Annotated in this window: 18 protein-coding genes; 8 read left to right on the plus strand and 10 right to left on the minus strand. The window is 70.0% G+C overall.

Translation table 11 applies throughout. The features are described from left to right. The first annotated feature begins 79 nt into the window (after positions 1–79). Together ACZ6O0_RS35225 and ACZ6O0_RS35230 are read left to right on the plus strand one after the other, a co-directional pair. Positions 80–235: a hypothetical protein gene (locus tag ACZ6O0_RS35225; protein ID WP_465769369.1), complete on the plus strand. Its 156-nt coding sequence runs from the start codon at positions 80–82 to the stop codon at positions 233–235. Positions 236–245: 10 nt separating this feature from the next. Further along, entirely contained in the window at positions 246–782 is a 537-nt protein-coding gene (locus tag ACZ6O0_RS35230; protein WP_465769370.1) for an isochorismatase family protein, read from the plus strand. Here ACZ6O0_RS35230 and ACZ6O0_RS35235 read toward each other — a convergent pair. Beyond that, a complete protein-coding gene (locus ACZ6O0_RS35235) occupies positions 765–1,118 on the minus strand; it encodes a hypothetical protein (protein WP_465769371.1) in 354 nt (117 codons plus the stop codon). The two genes, ACZ6O0_RS35230 and ACZ6O0_RS35235, sit on opposite strands and share 18 nt — an antisense overlap. A 33-nt stretch (positions 1,119–1,151) precedes the next feature. Continuing rightward, entirely contained in the window at positions 1,152–1,901 is a 750-nt protein-coding gene (locus tag ACZ6O0_RS35240) for an SDR family NAD(P)-dependent oxidoreductase (RefSeq protein WP_465769372.1), read from the minus strand. A gap of 90 nt (positions 1,902–1,991) precedes the next feature. Here ACZ6O0_RS35240 and ACZ6O0_RS35245 point away from each other — a divergent pair, with 90 nt between their 5' ends. Next, a complete protein-coding gene (locus tag ACZ6O0_RS35245) occupies positions 1,992–2,597 on the plus strand; it encodes a TetR/AcrR family transcriptional regulator (RefSeq protein WP_465769373.1) in 606 nt (201 codons plus the stop codon). On the opposite strand, the gene ACZ6O0_RS35250 is transcribed toward ACZ6O0_RS35245, so the two are convergent. Continuing rightward, entirely contained in the window at positions 2,594–3,415 is an 822-nt protein-coding gene (locus ACZ6O0_RS35250; RefSeq protein ID WP_465769374.1) for an NAD(P)H-binding protein, read from the minus strand. The genes ACZ6O0_RS35245 and ACZ6O0_RS35250 overlap by 4 nt on opposite strands. 101 nt (positions 3,416–3,516) lie before the next feature. On the opposite strand from ACZ6O0_RS35250, the gene ACZ6O0_RS35255 reads away from it, so the two are divergent. Beyond that, positions 3,517–4,380, plus strand: coding sequence for a class I SAM-dependent methyltransferase (locus ACZ6O0_RS35255; protein ID WP_465769375.1), 864 nt, complete (start codon positions 3,517–3,519; stop codon positions 4,378–4,380). A 113-nt stretch (positions 4,381–4,493) separates the two neighbouring features. Here ACZ6O0_RS35255 and ACZ6O0_RS35260 read toward each other — a convergent pair whose 3' ends face one another. From ACZ6O0_RS35260 to ACZ6O0_RS35270, 3 genes are all read right to left on the minus strand, one after another. Continuing rightward, on the minus strand, positions 4,494–5,393 hold the full coding sequence (locus ACZ6O0_RS35260) for a hypothetical protein (protein ID WP_465769376.1): 900 nt from the start codon (positions 5,391–5,393) through the stop codon (positions 4,494–4,496). A 10-nt stretch (positions 5,394–5,403) separates the two neighbouring features. Beyond that, positions 5,404–6,597, minus strand: coding sequence for a tyrosine--tRNA ligase (gene tyrS, locus ACZ6O0_RS35265; protein WP_465769377.1), 1,194 nt, complete (start codon positions 6,595–6,597; stop codon positions 5,404–5,406). A 165-nt stretch (positions 6,598–6,762) separates the two neighbouring features. Further along, a complete protein-coding gene (locus ACZ6O0_RS35270; RefSeq protein WP_465769378.1) occupies positions 6,763–7,773 on the minus strand; it encodes a phosphotransferase in 1,011 nt (336 codons plus the stop codon). A 79-nt stretch (positions 7,774–7,852) separates the two neighbouring features. Here ACZ6O0_RS35270 and idi point away from each other — a divergent pair, with 79 nt between their 5' ends. Next, positions 7,853–8,419 carry an isopentenyl-diphosphate Delta-isomerase gene (gene idi, locus ACZ6O0_RS35275; RefSeq protein WP_465769379.1) on the plus strand — a complete coding sequence of 189 codons (567 nt, stop codon included), beginning with the start codon at positions 7,853–7,855 and terminating at the stop codon, positions 8,417–8,419. On the opposite strand, the gene ACZ6O0_RS35280 is transcribed toward idi, so the two are convergent. Next, the gene (locus tag ACZ6O0_RS35280; protein ID WP_465769380.1) at positions 8,414–9,298 is read right to left on the minus strand and encodes an NAD(P)/FAD-dependent oxidoreductase; all 885 of its coding nucleotides are present in this window, start codon (positions 9,296–9,298) and stop codon (positions 8,414–8,416) included. The two genes, idi and ACZ6O0_RS35280, sit on opposite strands and share 6 nt — an antisense overlap. Before the next feature lie 25 nt (positions 9,299–9,323). Here ACZ6O0_RS35280 and ACZ6O0_RS35285 point away from each other — a divergent pair, with 25 nt between their 5' ends. Then, on the plus strand, positions 9,324–10,238 hold the full coding sequence (locus tag ACZ6O0_RS35285; RefSeq protein WP_465769381.1) for a GNAT family N-acetyltransferase: 915 nt from the start codon (positions 9,324–9,326) through the stop codon (positions 10,236–10,238). Here ACZ6O0_RS35285 and ACZ6O0_RS35290 read toward each other — a convergent pair. Next, positions 10,203–11,195, minus strand: coding sequence for a 2-dehydropantoate 2-reductase (locus tag ACZ6O0_RS35290; protein WP_465769382.1), 993 nt, complete (start codon positions 11,193–11,195; stop codon positions 10,203–10,205). The genes ACZ6O0_RS35285 and ACZ6O0_RS35290 overlap by 36 nt on opposite strands. Before the next feature lie 140 nt (positions 11,196–11,335). On the opposite strand from ACZ6O0_RS35290, the gene ACZ6O0_RS35295 reads away from it, so the two are divergent. Further along, entirely contained in the window at positions 11,336–14,170 is a 2,835-nt protein-coding gene (locus ACZ6O0_RS35295; protein WP_465769383.1) for a BTAD domain-containing putative transcriptional regulator, read from the plus strand. Between the two features lie 75 nt (positions 14,171–14,245). Continuing rightward, the gene (locus tag ACZ6O0_RS35300; RefSeq protein WP_465769384.1) at positions 14,246–16,765 is read left to right on the plus strand and encodes an ATP-binding protein; all 2,520 of its coding nucleotides are present in this window, start codon (positions 14,246–14,248) and stop codon (positions 16,763–16,765) included. Here the strand turns inward: ACZ6O0_RS35300 and ACZ6O0_RS35305 are convergent. Together ACZ6O0_RS35305 and ACZ6O0_RS35310 are read right to left on the minus strand one after the other, a co-directional pair. Further along, a complete protein-coding gene (locus ACZ6O0_RS35305) occupies positions 16,750–18,084 on the minus strand; it encodes an FAD-binding oxidoreductase (RefSeq protein ID WP_465769385.1) in 1,335 nt (444 codons plus the stop codon). The genes ACZ6O0_RS35300 and ACZ6O0_RS35305 overlap by 16 nt on opposite strands. A 56-nt stretch (positions 18,085–18,140) precedes the next feature. Then, complete coding sequence (locus ACZ6O0_RS35310; protein ID WP_465769386.1) at positions 18,141–19,100, minus strand: ABC transporter permease; 960 nt, start codon at positions 19,098–19,100, stop codon at positions 18,141–18,143. Between the last annotated feature and the right edge of the window lies 1 nt (position 19,101).

The raw sequence follows: 19,101 nt of genomic DNA on the forward strand, positions 1-19,101 counted from the left end.
GAATCTCCCGCAGTCTCAAGTTGTGTGCGGACCCAGTCTGCGTCCACAGGCCGCAACCAGGTCCAGCGGGTGCCACCTCGTGGACAGCAAAGTCGACGCCGCCGACGTCTTCTCAACCAACGGTGAATCGATTTCCCCCCCAGAATCGAGGGGCCGCCCCTTCGACGCCGGCCTGTTCTCGGGCACCGAGGGGGATGTCGGCTTCGCGGAAACCCTGGCCTCCGGGCTGAACTAGGGTCGGTGCCGTGACCACGCTGACCCTGCATCCTCGTCGTACGGCGCTCGTCCTGATCGATCTGATGCCGCGGATCATCGCGCTGGACACCGCGCCGCTGGCCGGGCCGGAGGTGCTGGCGCGGTGTGCGGCGCTGGCGAAGGCGACCAGGTCGGTCGACGGGCTGGTGGTGAACGTCCGGGTCGAGCGGCCGGGGGTCGACGTCCAGCCCGAGGGGAGTGGGTTCGCGCCGGAGGTCGACCCGCAGCCGGGTGACCTGGAGATCGTCAAGCGGTCGGTCGGCGCGTTCGGCCGATCGACCCTCGATCCGGAGCTACAGGCCCGCGGGATCGGGGTCCTGGTGCTGGCCGGTATCGCGACCAACTTCGGCGTCGAGTCCACCGGCCGCGGCGCGGACGACCTCGGCTACGAGACCGTCTACGTCACGGACGCGATGACAGGTCTGGACCAGGACGCGCACGACTTCGCGGTGTCGTACGTCTTCCCGCGCTTCGGCACTGTCTGCACCGGGACGGAGTACATCGCGGCGCTAAGCGCCTCGGCCTGAATCGAGGTAGTGCAGGCGCCGCCAGATCGCTTCCGATACCTCCGGGAGGAGGTCGTTGGCGTGCTGGTTGAGCTGCCAGTTCTGGTTCGAGGCGCGGTCGACGGCCTCGGAGCATTCGTTCAGCCAGGACTCGGCGCTCTGTTCGGCCGCTCGCGGCAGCGCGCCGTACATCGCGGCGAGGCCCAGCATCACGCTGTCGCCGAGGACGCGGTTGGTGAGGTCCTGACCGGTCATGGCGTGGTACTGCGCGATGAACGGTGCGAGCACCGTCAGTGCCCGCGTCCGCGGGTGCAGCGACATCCACCGCAGCCGCACCCGCTCCACCAACCGCTTCACGGCAAGACCTCCTCACCAACAAGCTACCTGAGCTCAGACGGCCAGGCGGCCGCCGTCGATCGGCAGGGTGGTGCCGTGGATGAGCGCGGCCTCGTCGGAGGCGAGGAAGACGATGCCCGCGGCGACCTCGGCCGGGGTGCCGACCCGCTGCAGCGGCGTCGTGCCGGCCAGGCCGTCCAGGTTGTCGCCGAGGACGGCGGTGCCCTCGGTCCGGGTCGGGCCGGGGCTGACCGCGTTCACCCGGACGCCGGCCGGGCCGAACTCGGCCGCCCACGACTTGGTCAGCAACTGCAGGGCCGCCTTGCTCGAGCCGTACAGCGCCATCCCGGCCATGCCGAACGACGCCACCATCGTGGTCAGGTTGACGATCGAACCGTGGCCGCGCTCGGCCATCAGCGGCGCGAGCTCGGCGACCAGGTAGAACGGCGCCCGCACGTTCACGGCGTACACCTCGTCGAAGTCGGTGTCCGGCACCTCGGCGGTCGGCGCGAACGGGAAGATCCCCGCGTTGTTGATCAGTACGTCGACATGCCCGTCGCCGAGCGTGATCGCCTGCTTGGCCAGCGATCGCACGCTGTCCAGGTCACTGAGGTTCGCCTGGACGAAGTCGGCCCGGCCGCCGGCCGCGCGGATCTCCTCGACCGCTTGGTTGCCTCGGGCAACGTCCCGGCCGCTGATCACCACGTGCGCGCCGCGCCGGGCGAGCTGGTCGGCCACCGCGCGGCCGATCCCACTGTTGCCGCCGGTCACCAGTGCGGTCCGGCCGGCGAAGTCCTGCGTCATAGCGTGTCCGTTCCAGTAGTTGGAGTGATTGCTCCAATAGTTGCGATCCAAAATTGGAGTATCAACTCCAAAATCGGTACGCTGACGACTGTGGACAAGCGACTGACGAAGAAGGGCCAGGCGACCCGGGACCGGATCCTCACCGCGGCAGCTCAGCTGATGCTGGAGCAAGGGGTCGCGCGGACGACGATCGAGGACATCCAGGCCGCCGCCGGCGTGAGTCCGTCGCAGCTCTACCACTACTTCCCGGGCAAGGACGCGCTGGTCCGCGCGGTGATCGACCACCAGACCGGCCGCGTGCTGGACGTGCAGCAGGAGGGTCTCGAGCATCTCGACACCATCGATTCGCTGACCCGGTGGCGCGATCTGATGGTCGGGATCCTGACCGAGGTGCAGTGTGTCGGCGGGTGCCCGCTCGGATCACTCGCGAGCGATCTCGCCGAGAGTGACCCGGTCGCGCGGGTGCAACTCGCCAACGCCTTCGGCAGTTGGGAGGAGTTGATCCGCGATGGCCTGGTCAGCATGCAGAAGCGCGGTGAGCTGAGCGAGTCCGCCGACCCCGGTGAACTCGCGGTCGCGATGCTGGCCGCCGTCCAGGGCGGCCTGCTGCTGAGCCAGGTACGCCGCGATCCCGCGCCGCTGCGGACGGCGGTCGACACGATGATCGCCCACCTCCACACCCTGACGAAGAGCTAGGCGAACAAGCCCGCGTTCTCCCGCACCCAGTCCTCCAGCGTCCGCGGCGCGCGCCCGGTGACCTGCGCGACGGTGTCGTTGACTGAGGTCTCGTCGATGGTGCCGTCCCCGAAGAAGCCCTCGATCGCACTCGCGTACTGCGGCGGCATCGAAGCGTGCAGCGCCTCGTGGGTCTCCGCACGACTCATCGGGTACGCCGTCAACGCCCGCCCGATGCCCGCGCCGAGGATCGCCACCTGCTCGGCCGGCGTCAGCGCGACCGGACCCGTCAACCGCAGGACCTCGCCATCGTGCCCGTCCTGGAACGCGCGGACCGCGACGTCCGCGATGTCCCGCGGATGGATCGTGGAGACCGGCACCTCGGGGAACTGCACCCGGATAACGTCACCGGCACGGAGCTGATCGAGCCAGCGCAACGTGTTGGACATGAAGGAGTTCGGCCGCAGGAACGTCCACTCCAGCCCCGACGCCTTCACCGCCTCCTCGGCCGCGTGGTGATACGCGGCCACCGCGTTCGAGACATCGGCGCTGTCGAGTGAACTGCTCGACAACAGCACGACCTTCCGTACGCCGGCCCGCCCAGCATTCTCCAGTAGTTCCGAGACCCGGTCGTACCCGCTGAGCAGGAAGATCCCGGTCACCCCGGCCAACGCGTCGACGAACGAGTCCGGCCGGTTCAGATCGCCGTACACCGCCTCGACGCCCTCCGGCAGCGCGGTTTCCTTGCGGATCAAAGCGCGGCCCGGGAGTCCCTGTGCCGCCAGCGATTGCACCACCGCGCTGCCTGCGTTGCCGGTCGCGCCCGTGACCAGGATCATCTGCGCCCCCTCCTCGGATCAGAGCGCACAGACTGCCACACGCCGGTGTCTGAACCGGATGGGCCGCTGATCCGTACAGCAGCAAAAGAGAGGGGATCACGATGACCGGCACCGAGACCGCGTGGGTCGCCCCGGCGAACGCGGAGCAGTTGAAGGCGTGGGACACCACGGAAGGCGTGTTCTGGGCGGAGCAGGCAGACCTGTTCGAGCACAGTCTGCAGCGGTACGACGACTGGCTGCTCCGGGCGGCCCAGATCCGCGACGGTGACCGGGTGCTCGATGTCGGCTGCGGTACCGGCAGTACGACGCGCGCCGCGGCCTGGCTGACCGGATCGGGTACGGCGCTCGGCGTCGACCTGTCCTCGCCGATGCTCGCGGTCGCCGCGGATCGCGCCCGCCAGACTGGCGCCGGGAACGCGGCGTACCTGCAGGCCGACGCCCAGGTGCACCCGTTCGAGTCGGAGCGCTTCGACGTCCTGCTCAGCCGCACCGGCTGCATGTTCTTCGGTGATCCGGTCGCCGCGTTCACCAATCTGGCAAGGTCTACGAAGCCGGGCGGACGCGTGGCCCTGCTGGTCTGGCAAGCGCCGAGTCAGAACCCGTGGTTCACCGAGCTCACCACCGCGCTCGCGGCGGGCCGGACGCTCCCCACCCCGCCGCCCGAGGCCCCGAGCCCCTTCGCCTTCGCCGACCCGGCACGGGTCGCCGACATCCTCAGCACCGCAGGCTTCGCGAACCCGGAATGCGAAGCTCTCAAAGAGCCCATGTACTGGGGCCCTGACGTGCCGACCGCCCTGCACTTCACCCTGGGCGTGCTGGGCTGGATGCTTGACGACCTCGACGCCGACGCCCGCACCCGGGCCATGACCAACCTGCGCAGGACTCTGGTCCAGCACTACACCGCGGACGACGGCGTCACGTTCCCGTCAGCGGCCTGGCTGGTCACCTCCCGCAAACTCCCGTAGCGCAGCTCGCAACTCCGCGGCCGGGTCATCGGCGTGGTAGATCCGTTCCGACGGCTCGATGTTCTCGAGGAACCGCTGGTACATCAGCGCATAGGTCAAGTGGCCCAGGATCGTCATCGGCCGCAGGGCCCGCAGCGGTTCGCACTCCGGAAGGTGCCGCAGCCAAGCCTGTGACCAGACCTCGACCGCGTGGTCACGCTTCTCCTCCGGAAGCCAGCCACGCAGCCGTTCGATGTCGGTGGCCGGGTGACCGACAACAGACGCTTGACCTCGAGTACGTCGTCGGACAGGTCGACGACGGTCAGGAGGCGCGCCACCTCGTCGGCCAGGTCATCCGGCCGCAGTATTGGTGCGTCGAGGTCGTCCACCTCGGCGGCTAGAGCGGCTTGAACCGCGACCCAGCGGCTCACCACGTCCTCGACCGTCGGCCGATCCGGATCCCAGCAGTCGATCCCGGGTGCGTGCGCAAGAAGGGACCAACGGTTCGCGGCCGACGTGCCGAGCACGGTCGGCGCGAGGGTCTCGTCGTATCGATGGATGTGGTTGATGATGTCCGCGTCGATGCTGCAGAAACGGCTCGTCGCCTTGGCCCAAGCGCCGGGGAAGCGGATCAGGCAGGACAGGTTCCAGGTCTTCACCTGGACCGGATCGAGCGGTCCGAGGATGCCCTGCGCCCACTCGATCACCCGGCTCGGTCCGTCGATCTCGGCCCAGGTGGACCGGAGTGGCTGTGGCGCGACGATCGCGTCCCATCCGTCGTACGGCGTCTCGTCGAGCACGCCCGCGCGCGGTTCCGCAAGGGTCTGGACGTGATAGGCAACACGCCCTCCACGTCCGACCACGGCCTCGTCCGCATGCACCAGGCGCAGTACCACCGTCGGCACCGCGAGCAGCTCGTCGAGCCGGCGCGTGACCCCCTCGACCTCGGACCACCACGCCGGCTCGACGTCGAAGGTCGGCGCGCGGCCCAGGTACCGCGCGCCGACGCTTACCAGCGCTTCAACAGTCTTCATCTCCACCTGCTCAGTGTGGTCTGATCCGGTGCCAGGTGCGGGCACCTGACTTGATCACTACGTCGGTGCTCAGGTCCACGGTTCCCAAAGGATCGTCCGTGCGGACGCCGTTGATGGTGACGGCGCCCTGGCGGATCAGCCGGCGCAGCTCGGACTTGCTGTCACCCGGCCTGGCGGCGCGCAGCAGGTCCAACGCGGTCGCCGAGAAGCCGGGTACGACGACCTCCGGGATGTCGTCGGGTTGGGACCGCTCGGAGAACGTTCGCCGGAACGCATCCAACTCGGCCTTCGCCGTACCCGCGCCGTGGTAGCGCGTCACCACCGCCGCGGCCAGCCGGAGCTTCGCGTCCCGTGCCTGCGGACCGCCGTGCGTGGCAGCGGATGCGAGCGCCGCAACCGTGTCCAAGGGCAGTTCGGTGTAGACCCGGGCGTAAGGCTCCACCAGCGAGTCGGGGATGCTCATCAGCTTGCCGAACTTGTCCCGGGGGTCGTCGGCCAGGCCGATGTAGTTGTTCAGCGACTTCGACTGCTTCGCCCGGCCGTCGATGCCGGGTGTGATCGTCGTCGTGATCACCACCTGCGGCGGCGCCCCGAGCCGTTGCTGGAAGTGCCGCCCGAGTTGCTCGTTGAACAGCTGGTCCGACCCCACGATGGTGAGATCACTGCGCATCGCGAAGCTGTCGTAGCCCTGCAGCACCGGGTACACCAGCTCGTGCACAGCGATCTCGCGGCCGGCCGCGACCCGGTCCCGGAACATGTCCCGGCTCATCAGCTGGGCCTGCGTGACCTGGGCGAACAGACCCAACAGCTCCGCCACCGGCATCCCGTCGTACCACTCGGAGTTCCGCCGGACCTCGAACACCTCCGGGTCCGTGCGCAGCACCAGGGACACCTGCTCGAGGAACGACGCGGCGTTGGCGTCGATCTCCTCCGGCGTGAGGACCGGCCGGGTCTCGGAGCGGCCGGTCGGGTCGCCGACACGTGTGGTCAGGTCGCCGAGCAGGAACACGACCTGATGGCCGAGATCCTGCAGTTGCCGCATCATCCACAGGTTGACCGCGTGCCCGAGATGGAGGTCCGGCGCGGTGCAGTCGACGCCGTACTTGATCCGCAGCGGCCGCCCGGACGCCAGGCGTTCGCGCAGATCGTCCTCGCCGATGATGGCGTCGGTGGTCCGTCGTAACCGGTCGATGACCGTGTTCATCAAGGCTCCTCTCGAGAAGAGGCACCTCGCGATCGACAGCGCCTCCGGGCAACAAAAAGAGGCAGGACGTGGGTCCTGCCTCGGAGGCTCTGGGTGGAGCGACGTGTGGGGACTACCGAATGCCGGCCCCTCCCAGAGCCGGTCGATACGCCACGCGTCGCTTGATCACGAGGTCACAGTAGCAGCGCCGAGCCGCACCAGGAATCGAGTTAACTCCAGCCGCTGCCGGAACAAGTCCGCCAGCTCCGGCGTCACCGGCTCACCCAATCGCCCGACCGGCAGCGACAGGAACGCACTCCGCAACAGCAACGACCCGTCCATCCCGGCCCGTACGTCGTCCGCCGTGACGGACCCGAGGCCCTCGGTGACAAGCCCGGCGTGATACCGGTCGATGACGAGTTCCCGGAGTACGGCGAACTCCTCGACGCCGAGCGTTCCCTGATGCGCCCGGCCGATCAGCAGCTGGCCGAGATCGTCGCCGGCGGCAACCATTCCGCCGGGCGACCAGTCGACGGCGACGAACCCGTCACCCTGCAGGAGCAGGTTCTGCGGGCACGCGTCGCCGTGGCTGAGGACCTGCGGCCGGTCAGCGAGCTCGTCCAGGAGCGTGGGGATGTGCGCCGCGAGGTCGGCGAGCCCGCGGCGTACGTCGTCCGCTCCGGCGAGGAGGGGATGCGTCCAGGTCGCCTCGTCGAGCAGCGGGGGCAGCATGAGCGGGCGGACGAGTCCGTCGACCATCGCCCGCGTCAGGCGTTCCGGCGTACGGTCGACAGGCGCGGGGAGGGGGTCGTCCCTGGTCAGCCGGGCGTTGAGTCGGCCGAGGAGTTCGGCGGCGTCGCCGTACCGCTGGTGATCCCACGGTGCGTCGGTCACCTGGACGTCCTCGAGGACCATGACGACGTGGTCCGGGTCCGGCTCGTGGACGGCGTACAGCCTGGGGAGACGGAGACCGGCCGGGAGTGAGCCCGCGAGGCCGTCGAGGTAGACGTCGGCCTCGTAGCGCCAGAGGTCGGTGTCGAGGGCCAGGCTGCGGAACTCGTCGGGGAGCAGGGGGAGCACCGCCCAGTCGCGGTACGAGCGCAGCACCTTCACGAACCGCCCGTGACCGCGGTACAGACCGGCGGTGGTCGGCGCGCTCACGTCGTACGGCACCGGCTCGAGGCTGCTGAAGTCCATGCCACCGTTCTACGGGCGGTCCGGACCTGCCCACATCGGTAGGAATTGCCTATTCCTTGGATGGCCTAGGCTCCTGGGTGTGACGGAGGAGCGGGTGGTGCTGCTGGACGAGGGCGGCCGGGCGATCGGGACCGAGGCGAAGGCGACGGTCCATCACGCCGCGACGCCCCTGCATCTGGCGTTCTCCGGGTACGTGGTCGATGGCGCCGGGAGGGTGCTGCTGACCCAGCGGGCGGCGGACAAGCCGACCTGGCCGGGCGTCTGGACCAACAGTTGCTGTGGGCATCCACTTCCGGGCGAGCCGGTCCCGGACGCGGTCCGGCGGCGGCTGGCCGACGAGCTCGGGATCGTCACGGAGAGCGTCGATCTGGTGCTGCCGGAGTTCCGGTACCGCGCCGAGATGCCGACCGGCGTGGTCGAGAACGAGCTGTGCCCGGTCTACCGGGTCCGGTGGACCGGCGAGCCCACGCTGAACCCCGCGGAGGTCGCGTCGTACCGCTGGGTCGACTGGGCCGCCGTACGGGACGTCCCCGGCCTGTCGCCGTGGTGCCTGCTGCAACTGGACCAACTCGACCGGCTCGGCACGACGCCCGCGGACTGGCCGGTCGCGGACGCCGCGCTCCTGCCGCCAGCCGCTCGGCTATAGCTCCTGCTCGAGTAGGTCGGCGTGCAACGCGACGGCCGCGGTACTCGCGTGACCCGCGGCGCCGATCGCGAACAGCGCAGGCACGGCCGTCGTGCCGACCGCGTAGACCCCGCGAACGCTCGTCCGGCCACCGTCGTCGGTCACGACCGCACCCTCCATGATCCGACATCCGAGCCGCTCGGCGAGATCATTCTGCTGATGCTGGCGGACGACCACGAACAGAGTGCGCGGGTCTAGCGTCTCCCCGGTCGTGAACCGCACGCGGACCTGATCGTCGCCGGGCTGGACGGCCTCGACGCGCTCAGTGCGCACGAGCACCCCGGCCTTGCCGAGCCTGGCCAGCTGCTCCTCGGTGAGCTCGTCGCCGTCCGTGCACAGGGTTACGTCACTGCTCCATCGACTGAGCAGGAGCGCCCGGGCAACCGACCGGTCCGGCAGGCCGCGCATCCCGAGCTGCACCAGCGGCTGGTCCCGCACTTCCCATCCGTGGCAGTGCGGACACGCCACCACCTGTTGCCCCCAGGAGTCCCAAACCCCAGGCACATCCGGCAGCTCGTCCCGCAGCCCAGTCGCGAGCACAACAGCTCGCGCCCGCGCCTGACTGCCAACCACAAACCCATCACCATCCGCGTCCACGTGCTCGACCCTGTGATCCCACACCTCGACGCCGTACTCGTGAAGCTGCCGGCGGCCGATCGCGAGCAGTTCGCCCGGCGACGGATCCTCGACACCCAGGTAGTTGTGCACATGCGCCGCCGACCGATTGCGCGCGTTGCCGTCGTCGAAGAGCACCACACGCCGCCGCCCCCGCGCCAACGTCAGCGCCGCCTGCAGCCCTGCCACACTCCCACCGATGACCGCCGCGTCATACAAAACCATTCGACCATCATGGCAACCTGAACAGATGGGCAAGATCGAAATTCTGCCGGTCGAGACGGACGCGGACTACGAGGCCTGGCGTCAGGTGCGGATCGCGGTTCTCCCGCACGAACGATGCGCGAGCGTCACCGAGTTGCGTGACCTGGCGACACCCGAGCGACTCATGCTCCTGGCCAAGCTGGACGGTGAGATCGTCGCGAACGGGTTGGCGGATCGGTCCAATTCGGCCGGCCGCGCGTTCGTCACACCGCGCGTACATCCGGAGTCCCGGCGGCAGGGCGTCGGCACGCGGATGCTGAGCGCGCTGGCCGACCACGCGGTGGCTCAGGGCTACCCAGTTGCCGGCTCCGGCGTGGAGGACGAAGGGTCGCTGGCGTTCGCGCAGCGGTTCGGGTTCGCCGAGACCGGTCGGCAGGTCGAGCAGGTCCGCCCGATCGGCGTCGAACCCTGGCCGGAGAAGCCCACGTCGTACGACATCGTGACCGTCGCCGAGCGGCCGGAGTTGTGGGCGGCGGCGTACGAGCAGGTGGCGTTGCCGACGTTCCCGGACATGGATGTGCAGACGCCGCTCGACGTCTCCGCGGACGAGTGGGCGACCGAGTGGATCAACGATCCGGCGGCGATGTTCCTGGCGGTCGTCGGCGACGACGTGATCGGGGTCGCGGGCCTGATGCTCGACACGGACCGGCCGGAGCGGGCCGAGGTCGCCTACACCGCCGTACGACGGGAGTGGCGCGGCCAGGCGGTGGCGTCCACGCTCAAGCGGACGAGCATGGCCTGGGCGGCGGAGCACGGGATCACCGAGGTCTACACGTGGACCCAGCAGGGCAACGAGAACATGCGCCGGCTCAACGAGCACCTGGGCTTCACCTACGGTGTCGTGAGTATCAACGTCCAGGCGGATCTACCGCTGAAGTTCGCGGAGGAGGTCGGGACCTGACCACGAGCGGCGGTCGGCCTCGGCGTCGCGGATCAAGGCGACGAGCTTGCGGTTGACGGGCGCCGGGCGGCCGAGGGAGTCGGCCAGGCGGACGACTTCGCCGTTCAGGTAGTCGATCTCGGTGGGCCGGCCGGCCTCGAGGTCCTCCCACATCGACGTCCGCGCGAGCGGGTCGATCGCGAGCATCTTCGCGGCGAGCCGGCGGAAGAGGAAGTCGGGCAGGCGGAGGATCAAGGGGAAGCGGCGCATCGGGACCGGCAGCAGCTGGGCCGGCTGGATGCCCTTGGCGTCCAGCAAGTCGAGCGTCTCGGCCTGTGCCGCGGCCAGGCAGCGTCGGTAGGCGCGCTGCGACAGCTCGTCCCGCAGTGGCAGGTTCGACAGTGCGTTGATCGGGTTGTTCAGGTTCAGCAGGAGTTTCGCCCACTGCACCGGCAGGATGTCGTCGTGCTGCTCGAGCGGCAGCCCGGCCCGCTCGAAGGCCTCCAGGTACGGTGCCAGCCCCGGATGGCGCTGGACGTCCAGAGCGCCCTCGGTGCCCTGGTGGAACACCCCGGCACCCCGGTTGAGCACGTTGAACGGGACCATCCCGGTCACCACGACCTGATCGGTCAGCCGCTCCCGCAGCAGCTCCCCGTTGCGGACGCCGTTCTGGAAACTGACCACGATCGCACCCGGCTTGAGCACGTCGGCCAACTCGGCCGCCGCACCCGCCGTCGCGGCGGACTTCACCGTCACGAGCACGAGATCCGCCTCCGCGGCCGCCGCCGGGGACGTCTCGTACCGGACGGTGTCGACCCGCAGATCCGCACCGAGGTAGTCGGTCAGCCGCAACCCGTACTCGGCCAGGACGTCGGCCATCCGCTGCCGCCCGACGAACGTCACCGGAGCCCCGGTCGCCGCGAGCCGCCCGCCGACATAGCACCCGATCCCACCCGCGCCGTACACCACGATCCGCACGACCTCACTGTACGGAAGGACGGGTCGTAGTCGGGCTCCCGCGCCTGCCGCACGCTCAGCGCCTCCCGGCGGACCCGCGTGCCCGCCACCACTACCCGTTCTTCGGTACGCCATTGCCCGGCGAACGCTAGGCTGAAGCGGTGGCGGAGGGGAATCTCCCCGTGCGGTTGTCGAGCTTCGTCGGCCGGGAGAGGGAACTGGCCGAGCTGGCGGACTTGGTCGGGAAACATCGGCTGGTGACGCTGACCGGACCCGGGGGCGGCGGCAAGACCAGGCTGGCGGTAGCGCTGGCCGATCGGGTGCGCCCGCGGTACGCCGGGGTGCGGTGGCTCGGCCTGGCCACGATCGGCCCGGCCGACGGCGGCTCGAGCGTGCTGGCCGCCCTCGCCGACGTCCTTGAGTTGCCTGAGGCAACGGTTGCCGCGGCGGCCGCTCGGATGTCCGGCGGGCCGTTGCTACTGGTGGTGGACAACTGCGAGCACCTGCTCGATCCGGTCGCGCCGCTGATCGGCGAGCTGCTCCGGAGCTGCCCGAAGCTGACCGTGCTGGCGACCAGCCAGGAGGCGCTGGGGATCGCCGGTGAGGCGGTGTTCGCCGTACCGCCGCTGGCCGAGGCGGCGACCCGGTTGTTCGTGGATCGTGCGCAGGCGGCGTCGTACACGTTCGAGCGGACCGACGTGAACGCGCCGGACATCGCCGAGATCTGTGCCCGGCTGGACGGCGTACCGCTGGCGATCGAGCTGGCTGCCGCGTGGATCCCGACGCTGTCGCCGGCCCAGATCGCGAGCCGGCTGGACGACAGCCTGGCCGTGCTGACGCGCGGCGATCGGGACGCGATGCCGCGCCATCGCACACTGCGGGACGCGCTGGACTGGAGTTGGGGTCTGCTCGATCCGCCCGAGCAGGAGTTGCTCGCGCAGCTCTCGGTGTTCCCGGCGAGCTTCAGCGTCGACGCGGTCGAGGCAGTCGCCGTACTGCGCGGGCATGACGTGCTGCAGTCGCTGTCCCGGTTGGTGAATCGTTCGCTGGTGATGGTCGAACAGGGCGACGAGGTGCGGTACCGGTTGCTGCAGATCGTCCGGCAGTACGGCGCGTACCGGCTCGGTGCGGACCTCGGTCCGCGGCAGCGGCTGGCGGCGTACGTACTGGACCTGATCGAGCGCGCGGCCGATCGGTTGGAGGGCGAGGAACAGCAGGAGTGGCTGGATGTCCTGCTCGCCGAGCGCCAGACCATCCGGGCCGTGCTGACCTGGCACGTCGAGCGCAACGAGGCCGAGCTCGCGACCCGGATCGTGGTCGGGATGTGGTGGGCGTCGTACCTGCTCGGGTGGTACCGGGACGCCCGGGACTGGCTGGAACGGGTGCTGGCCATGCCCGGCCCGGTTCCGCCGCAGCTGCGGGCGGACGCCCAGATCGCCCTCGGCACGATGGCGCACCTGCAGGGCGACGCGGAGCTGGCCGCGACCCATCTGCAGGCCGGATTCATCGCACAAAAGGCTGCAGGGGACCCGACGGCGGAGGCACGCGAGCTGCATTGGCTCGGCGGCGCGGCGATGCGACGTGGCGAGTACGCCGAGTCCCGGCGACTCGGGCAGCGATGCATCGAGCTCTGGCGGGAGCTGGGCGTGGAGTCCAACCTGTCCCGCGCTATCGACTACCTGGGGATGCGTGAGCTGCTCGCGGGGGCGCTGGACTACGCGGAAGAGCTGCTGCGCGAGGCTCGCGCCCGCTACGAGCAGGACGGCGCGGGCGAAGGACTCGGCTGGACCACCGCGCTGCTGGGAGCAGTGCAGCACTACCGAGGTGACTCCGCGGCGGCCACGATCCTGCTGACCGAGGCCCGTCAGATGGCCGAGCGCACCCGCCAGACCGTCACCCTGGCCTGGGCTCTCCACCTCCAGGGTCTGGAGGCACGCCAGTCCGGTCAGCTCGCCGAGTCGGCGGACCTCCTCACCCAGAGCCTTCGCCTGCACGACAACTCCGGCAACCGCTGGCGAGTAGCCAGCCTGCTCGAGTCTCTGGCCACCACTGCCCTGGCTGAACGGGACACCAAGCAAGCGGTCCGGTTGCTGAGTCACGCGGCCGCCCTTCGCGCAAAGCTGGGCACTCCGGTGCCGGCAGTCGAGGCACCCGAAGTCACGACCACGTTGGCGGTAGCGCGCGACGCGCTGTCCCCGGACGACTTTCGTACGGCGTGGACCGAGGGGGAGATCTTCACCCTCGAGAAGCTGACGGGTATCGAGCCGGGCGCACGCCGGTCGGTGCCCTTGACGATCGCGGACACCCGAGTCGAGTCCCTGCACATCCAGGCCCTGGGCGCGTCCGAAGTACGGCGGAACGACAGTGTGCTCGACGCAGCCGCCTGGGGGTACGCGAAGCCGCGAGAGCTGTTCTTCTACCTACTCGGTTCCGGACCGGTGACGAAAGACCAGATCGGCGCCGAGCTCTGGCCTGACGCCTCCGCCCAGACCTTGCGGAACAGTTTCCACACCTGCCTGCACCAGGTTCGCCGTACGCTCGGCCGCTCGGACTGGATCACCTTCCGCGGTGGACGGTACGAGTTCAACCGGACCCTCGAGCACACGTACGACGTCGCCGACCTGGAGGGAGCCGCTGCCGCCGGGGACCTGGCCCGCGTGATCGCGCTCTACCACGGTGACTACCTGGTCGACGTCGCGGGCGCCGCCTGGATCGACGATCGCCGGGAAGCGCTCAGGCAAACGTTCGAACGATCGCTGCTCGCACTCGCCGACGCCCGGGCGACGGAGGGCCGGGTGGAGGAGAGCGTCGACCTCTATCAGCGCGCCGTCAACCACGACCCCCTGCTCGAATCGGCACACCGTGCCCTCATCTCGCTGCACCTGATCCAGGGCGACCGTGCTGCCGCCGTCCGCCAGTACAAGCTGCTGACCGACCTGCTCGCCGCCGAGCTCCAGACCACCCCGAGTCCCCAGACCACAGCACTCCTCAGCTGAGCCCCTAGCAGTTCCCACAGCGCCGCCGACCAGGGTGTGCTGGGGGAGATTTGAAGCTATCTCGGGGGTTGTCTGATGGAGTTGTTCGAGCGGGACTGGGCGGTTCGTGCCGTCCTGACGGCGGTGGCGGCGGACCATGGGTCCGTCGTTCTGCTGACCGGAGAAGCGGGGATCGGGAAGACGAGTGTGGTCCGTGAAGTCGCCGACCGGCTCGGTCCGGCCACGCGAGTACTGCGGGGTGCGTGCGACGACATGCTCGCTCCGCCACCGCTCCAGCCGGTGCGCGACGCCGTCCGCGGAACGGGCGGACCGCTGGCCCGGGCGCTGGCGGACGGCCGGGACCTGTACGAGCCGGTGATCCAGGAGTTCAGTGGCAAGTCGCCGACTGTGCTGGTGATCGAGGACGTGCACTGGGCGGACGACGCCACGCTCGACCTGCTCAGGTATTTGGTACGGCGCGTCGACCAGCTACGACTGACAATGGTTCTCACCTACCGTGACGACGAGATCGACTCGCGGCATCCGCTCCGCGTCCTGCTCGGCGCGCTGACCGACGTCACCGTGCACCGCGTCGTACTGCGGCCGCTCTCGGAGGAGGCCGTGTTCTCGATGGCGACCGAGGCCGGTCGCGATGCCGACGAGCTGTACCGGCTCACCAACGGGAACCCGTTCTTCCTGACCGAGGCGCTGGCCGGGCCGGCGGACGCCGTACCGGCGACGGTCGTGGACGCGACGCTGGCCCGGATGAACACGCTGGACCAGGAGAGCATCGGCGTGGTCGAGCTGTTGTCCGTGCTGCCGCGGCCGCTCGGGCACAAGTACGTCGACAAGCTCGTGGCCGGCCGGACCGACGCGCTCACCCGGGCCGAGCGCCGCGGCATCCTCGAAGCCCGGTCGGGCACGGTGGCGTTCCGGCACGAGCTGGCCCGGCGCGCGATCGAGCTCTCGCTGCCGATGATCCGGCGACAGGCACTCAACGCCAGGATCGTGGAGATGATCCTCGGCGGCGACTACGAACGCCTGCTCTACCCGCTCGTGCACCACGCGGTCGGAGCGAGCGATGTCGACACGATCGTCAGGTACGCGCCCCGGGCCGCCCGCGGTGCGACGTCGGCCGGGTCGCATCGGCAGGCGCTGGCCAACTACGAGGCCCTGTTCCCGTGGGTCGATCGGCTGCCGATCGCCGAGCGGGCCGAGGTGCTCGCCGGGTTCGCCTGGGAGCTGCACATCGCGCACCGCTTCCCGGAGGCCGTGGCCCGGTGTGCCGAGGCCGTGGGGCTGTGCGAGCAGGTCGGTGACGTCGTATCCCTGACGGAGACGCTGCTGCAGCAGTCGCGACATTGCTACCTGGCCGGCCAGACCGACGCGGCGCTCGCCGCGGTGGACCGTGCGTTCGAGGTTGCCCAAGGCAACGACGAGGTCTGGCCGGCCGCGGTCGCCTGCCGGGGCATGATGCTCGTCCTCACGGGTTCACCGGCGCGGGCCGCACCGGAACTGGTGCAGGCGCGGGCCCTCGCGCTCGCCACCGGGCGGACGGACCTGGCCGCGTTGTGCTTGAACTACGTCGGCCTCGCGTGGTGCGATCTGGACCGGCCGGGTGGGCTGGAGGCCCTGCGGATCAGCATCGACGCGGCCCTGGCGACCAGTGACTACGAGGCGGTCGCGCGCGGCTACACGAACCTCGTCGAGATGCTGTACCGCGCCCGTCGCTGGGACGAGCTGGACGAGACCATCGCCGCCGGGCTCGAGTTCACCCAGGAGCGCGGCTTCGGGTCGCACACCTACAACCTGGAGACGCATCGCGCGTTGCTGATGATGCGCCGCGGCGACCTGGCCGGCGCCGAGCAGCACCTGCGCTGGCTGATCGACACAGTCGACGAGCCGGGCATGCTCTCCGTCCTCAGCGCCTCGAGCCTCGGCCGCGTGCTTGCCCGGCGCGGCGACCAGGAGGCACGCGGCCTGCTGGCCGACGCCTGGCAGCGCGCGCGGGCGCAGCGGTCCGTCCTCGGTCTCGCGTACGCCGCGACGTCGTACGCCGAATGGGCCTGGCTGAACGGCCGTCCGGAGATCGCGGACGGGATCCGCGACGATCTCGACGGGCACACGCTGGACGAGCCGGCGTTCCGCGAGCTGGCCCGGTACCTGGCGCTGTCCGACGCGAGCCGGACCGGCGGCTGCGCCGAGGACGGCGGGCTCGACGACTGGGAGGACACGCCGTACGAGCAGGCGCTGGTACTGGCGATGTCCGCGAGCCGGGAAGCGACCCTCGAAGGTCTGCAGATCCTGCTCGAGCTGGGTGCGGCGCCGGCGGCGGCCCTCCTGCGCCGCCGGCTGAAGGAGCTCGGCGTACGGCGGATCCCGCGGGGTGCGCAGGTCCGGTCCCGGAAGAACCCGGCCGGCCTGACCGATCGGCAGCTGGACGTGCTGATGCTGCTGATGGACGGGATGACCAACGCGGAGATCGCCGGGAAGCTGGTGGTCTCGGTGCGGACCGTCGACCACCACGTCTCGGCGATCCTGTCCCGGCTGAACGCCCGGACGCGCCGGCAGGCCGCCGTCATCGCCCGGGAGCTCGATCTTCAGCTGACCGGGTGATTCCCGCGGATCGTGCCGTCCGGATCGACCGCCCGCTTGATCGCCGCCAGCCGCTGCTGGACCTCCGCCGGGTAGAGCTCGGCGTTCGGCTCACCGGAGGAGAAGTTCGGCAGCGTCCGGCCGGTGATCCACGGCGACATCGCCGTCCGTACGTGCTCGATCGCGCCGCCGACCACCGGTGCCAGCGCCGGGTCGGGGACGATCCCGCCGAACAGCAGCAGGTACGGCGCCTCGATCACGCCGGCCGCACCGAGCGACTCGTCCGGCCGGGCGAACGCGCCGTCCAGGTGCCGGACCTCGAACACGAACAGCGGCGACCCCGCGGCTCCGACCTCCAGCAGGGTGTCGATCGCGGCGTCGTCGAACGAGGACAGCAGTACGGTCTTCAGCAGCCCCGGCGTCGGGTCCTCCGGCTCCTCGGCGATCTTGCCGATCAGATTCAGCGGGATCGGCGCCACCTGGTCCGAGACCGGCGCGGCGATCGCTCGTAGCGGCGCCAGCAGCTTGTCCGCGTCCTCCGGCGTACCGAGGAACGTGCAGTCGACGGCCACGAACGACTTGCCTCGCACCGGCTCCGGCACGAACGGCACGTCGGGGAAGTGCAGCACCCACGCCCACAGCGACAACTCGTCCGGTGCGTACGTCGTGATCTCGGCGAACGCCCGCAGGACCTCGCGGGCCTGCTCGAACGGCCACATCATCCGGCCGCCCTGGATCTCCCCGGCCGGCAACAGCTCGAGGTCCATCGACACGACGATCCCGAAGTCGCCGCCACCGCCGCGCAGCGCCCAGAACAACTCCGGAGCAGACTCCTGGGTGACGTCGGCGAGCACGCCGTCGGCGGTCACGAGCCGGACCGAGCGGACCCGCTGGGCCGCCTGCCCGTACTTGCGCCCGAACCAGCCGACGCCACCGCCGAGCGTGTAACCCACGACCGTCGTGTCGCCGTTGCTGCCGGGCAGGCTGGTCAGCCCGGTCCCGGACAGCGTGTCGTTCACATCCCGCCACCGCACGCCGGCGCCGACCCGGACGAGGCCCGCGTCCAGGTCGAGCTCGATCTCCGTCAGGGCGCCGGTGCGGAGCAGGATCGTTCCGTCGATCGCCGGCGACGCGCCGTGCCCGGTCGGCTGGGTCGACACCGCCAGGCCGTGCTCACCGGCGTACCGGACCGTGGCGACGATGTCGTCGAGGCCGGCCGCCTCCACGACGGCGACGGGTTGCTGGTCGACGAGCAGGTGCCACGCCCGTCGTGCGGCGTCCCAGCCCGGGTCGCCCGGCAGCACGACCGGGCCTTCTATCAGTTCACGTAATCCATTCATGCCTCCGTTTGTACGGCGCTGCCCACCCCGCGTTCATCGGCAAGAACTACCTATCTCTAGTGCAGCCGGACCCGCGGATCCAGTACGGCGTACGCGACGTCGACCAGGATGTTCGCGACCACGACCGCCGCCGAGGCGAACAGCACGATGCCGATGATGACCGGCAGATCCTGCTGGTTGATCGCGACCACGGCGGTCTGGCCGAGGCCGGGCAGGCTGAACACGGTCTCGATCACCACGACACCGCCGATCAGCTGGCCGAGGTCGATACCGAACTGCGTCACCACCGGCGTCATCGCGCTGCGCAGGCCGTGCCGGACGACCACCCGGCTCTCCCGGATGCCCTTCGAGCGCGCCGTCCGGATGTAGTCCTCGCCGAGGACATCCAGCATCGAGCCCCGGGTCAGCCGGGTATAGGTTGCTGCCAGCAACAACGCCAGCGCCACCCAGGGCAGCAGCAGATGCTGGAACCACGCACCGGCCCCGTCCGCCAGCGGCGAGTAGCCGCCCGCCGGGAACCAGTGGTACCCGGCCAGCGTGAGCCGGAAGTACAGGAAGTACAGCAGCAGCAGCCCGAGCAGGAACGACGGGAACGAGTAGAAGAACAACGCGAACAGCGTCAGCCCACGGTCGGCCAGCGACCGCGGATGCACCGCCGAGATCACCCCGTTGAAGACCCCCAGGGACAACCACAGGACGGCGGCGCCGAGCGCCAGCGAGACCGTGATCGGCAGCGCCTGCGCGATGATCCTGGTCACCGGCACCTGGTGGTAGTAGTCGTACCCGAGGTTGCCCCGCACCGCGTTCTCGACGAAGTGCAGGTACTGCTTCCAGACCGGCAGGTCGAGCCCGAGCCGGTGCTTGATCAGGGCAATGGTCTCCGGCGTCGCCTGCCGGCCCGCCAGTGTCTGCGCCACGTTGCTGGGAGCAACGAAGAACAGGGCGAAGACCGCCACCGTGATGAGCCAGAGGACCAGGATGCCGTGCCCGATCCGGCGAATCAGAAAGACAGCCATG

The organism is Kribbella sp. NPDC048837, assembly GCF_055586945.1.

Coding starts and splice junctions, on each gene's coding strand:
- tyrS (WP_465769377.1), bottom strand. CDS start 6,597: ATGAACACGGTCATCGACCGGTTACGACGGACCACCGACGCCATCATC.
- ACZ6O0_RS35285 (WP_465769381.1), top strand. CDS start 9,324: ATGGGCAAGATCGAAATTCTGCCGGTCGAGACGGACGCGGACTACGAG.
- ACZ6O0_RS35250 (WP_465769374.1), bottom strand. CDS start 3,415: ATGATCCTGGTCACGGGCGCGACCGGCAACGCAGGCAGCGCGGTGGTG.
- ACZ6O0_RS35310 (WP_465769386.1), bottom strand. CDS start 19,100: ATGGCTGTCTTTCTGATTCGCCGGATCGGGCACGGCATCCTGGTCCTC.
- ACZ6O0_RS35270 (WP_465769378.1), bottom strand. CDS start 7,773: ATGGACTTCAGCAGCCTCGAGCCGGTGCCGTACGACGTGAGCGCGCCG.
- ACZ6O0_RS35305 (WP_465769385.1), bottom strand. CDS start 18,084: ATGAATGGATTACGTGAACTGATAGAAGGCCCGGTCGTGCTGCCGGGC.
- ACZ6O0_RS35260 (WP_465769376.1), bottom strand. CDS start 5,393: ATGAAGACTGTTGAAGCGCTGGTAAGCGTCGGCGCGCGGTACCTGGGC.
- ACZ6O0_RS35300 (WP_465769384.1), top strand. CDS start 14,246: ATGGAGTTGTTCGAGCGGGACTGGGCGGTTCGTGCCGTCCTGACGGCG.
- ACZ6O0_RS35255 (WP_465769375.1), top strand. CDS start 3,517: ATGACCGGCACCGAGACCGCGTGGGTCGCCCCGGCGAACGCGGAGCAG.
- ACZ6O0_RS35280 (WP_465769380.1), bottom strand. CDS start 9,298: ATGGTTTTGTATGACGCGGCGGTCATCGGTGGGAGTGTGGCAGGGCTG.
- ACZ6O0_RS35240 (WP_465769372.1), bottom strand. CDS start 1,901: ATGACGCAGGACTTCGCCGGCCGGACCGCACTGGTGACCGGCGGCAAC.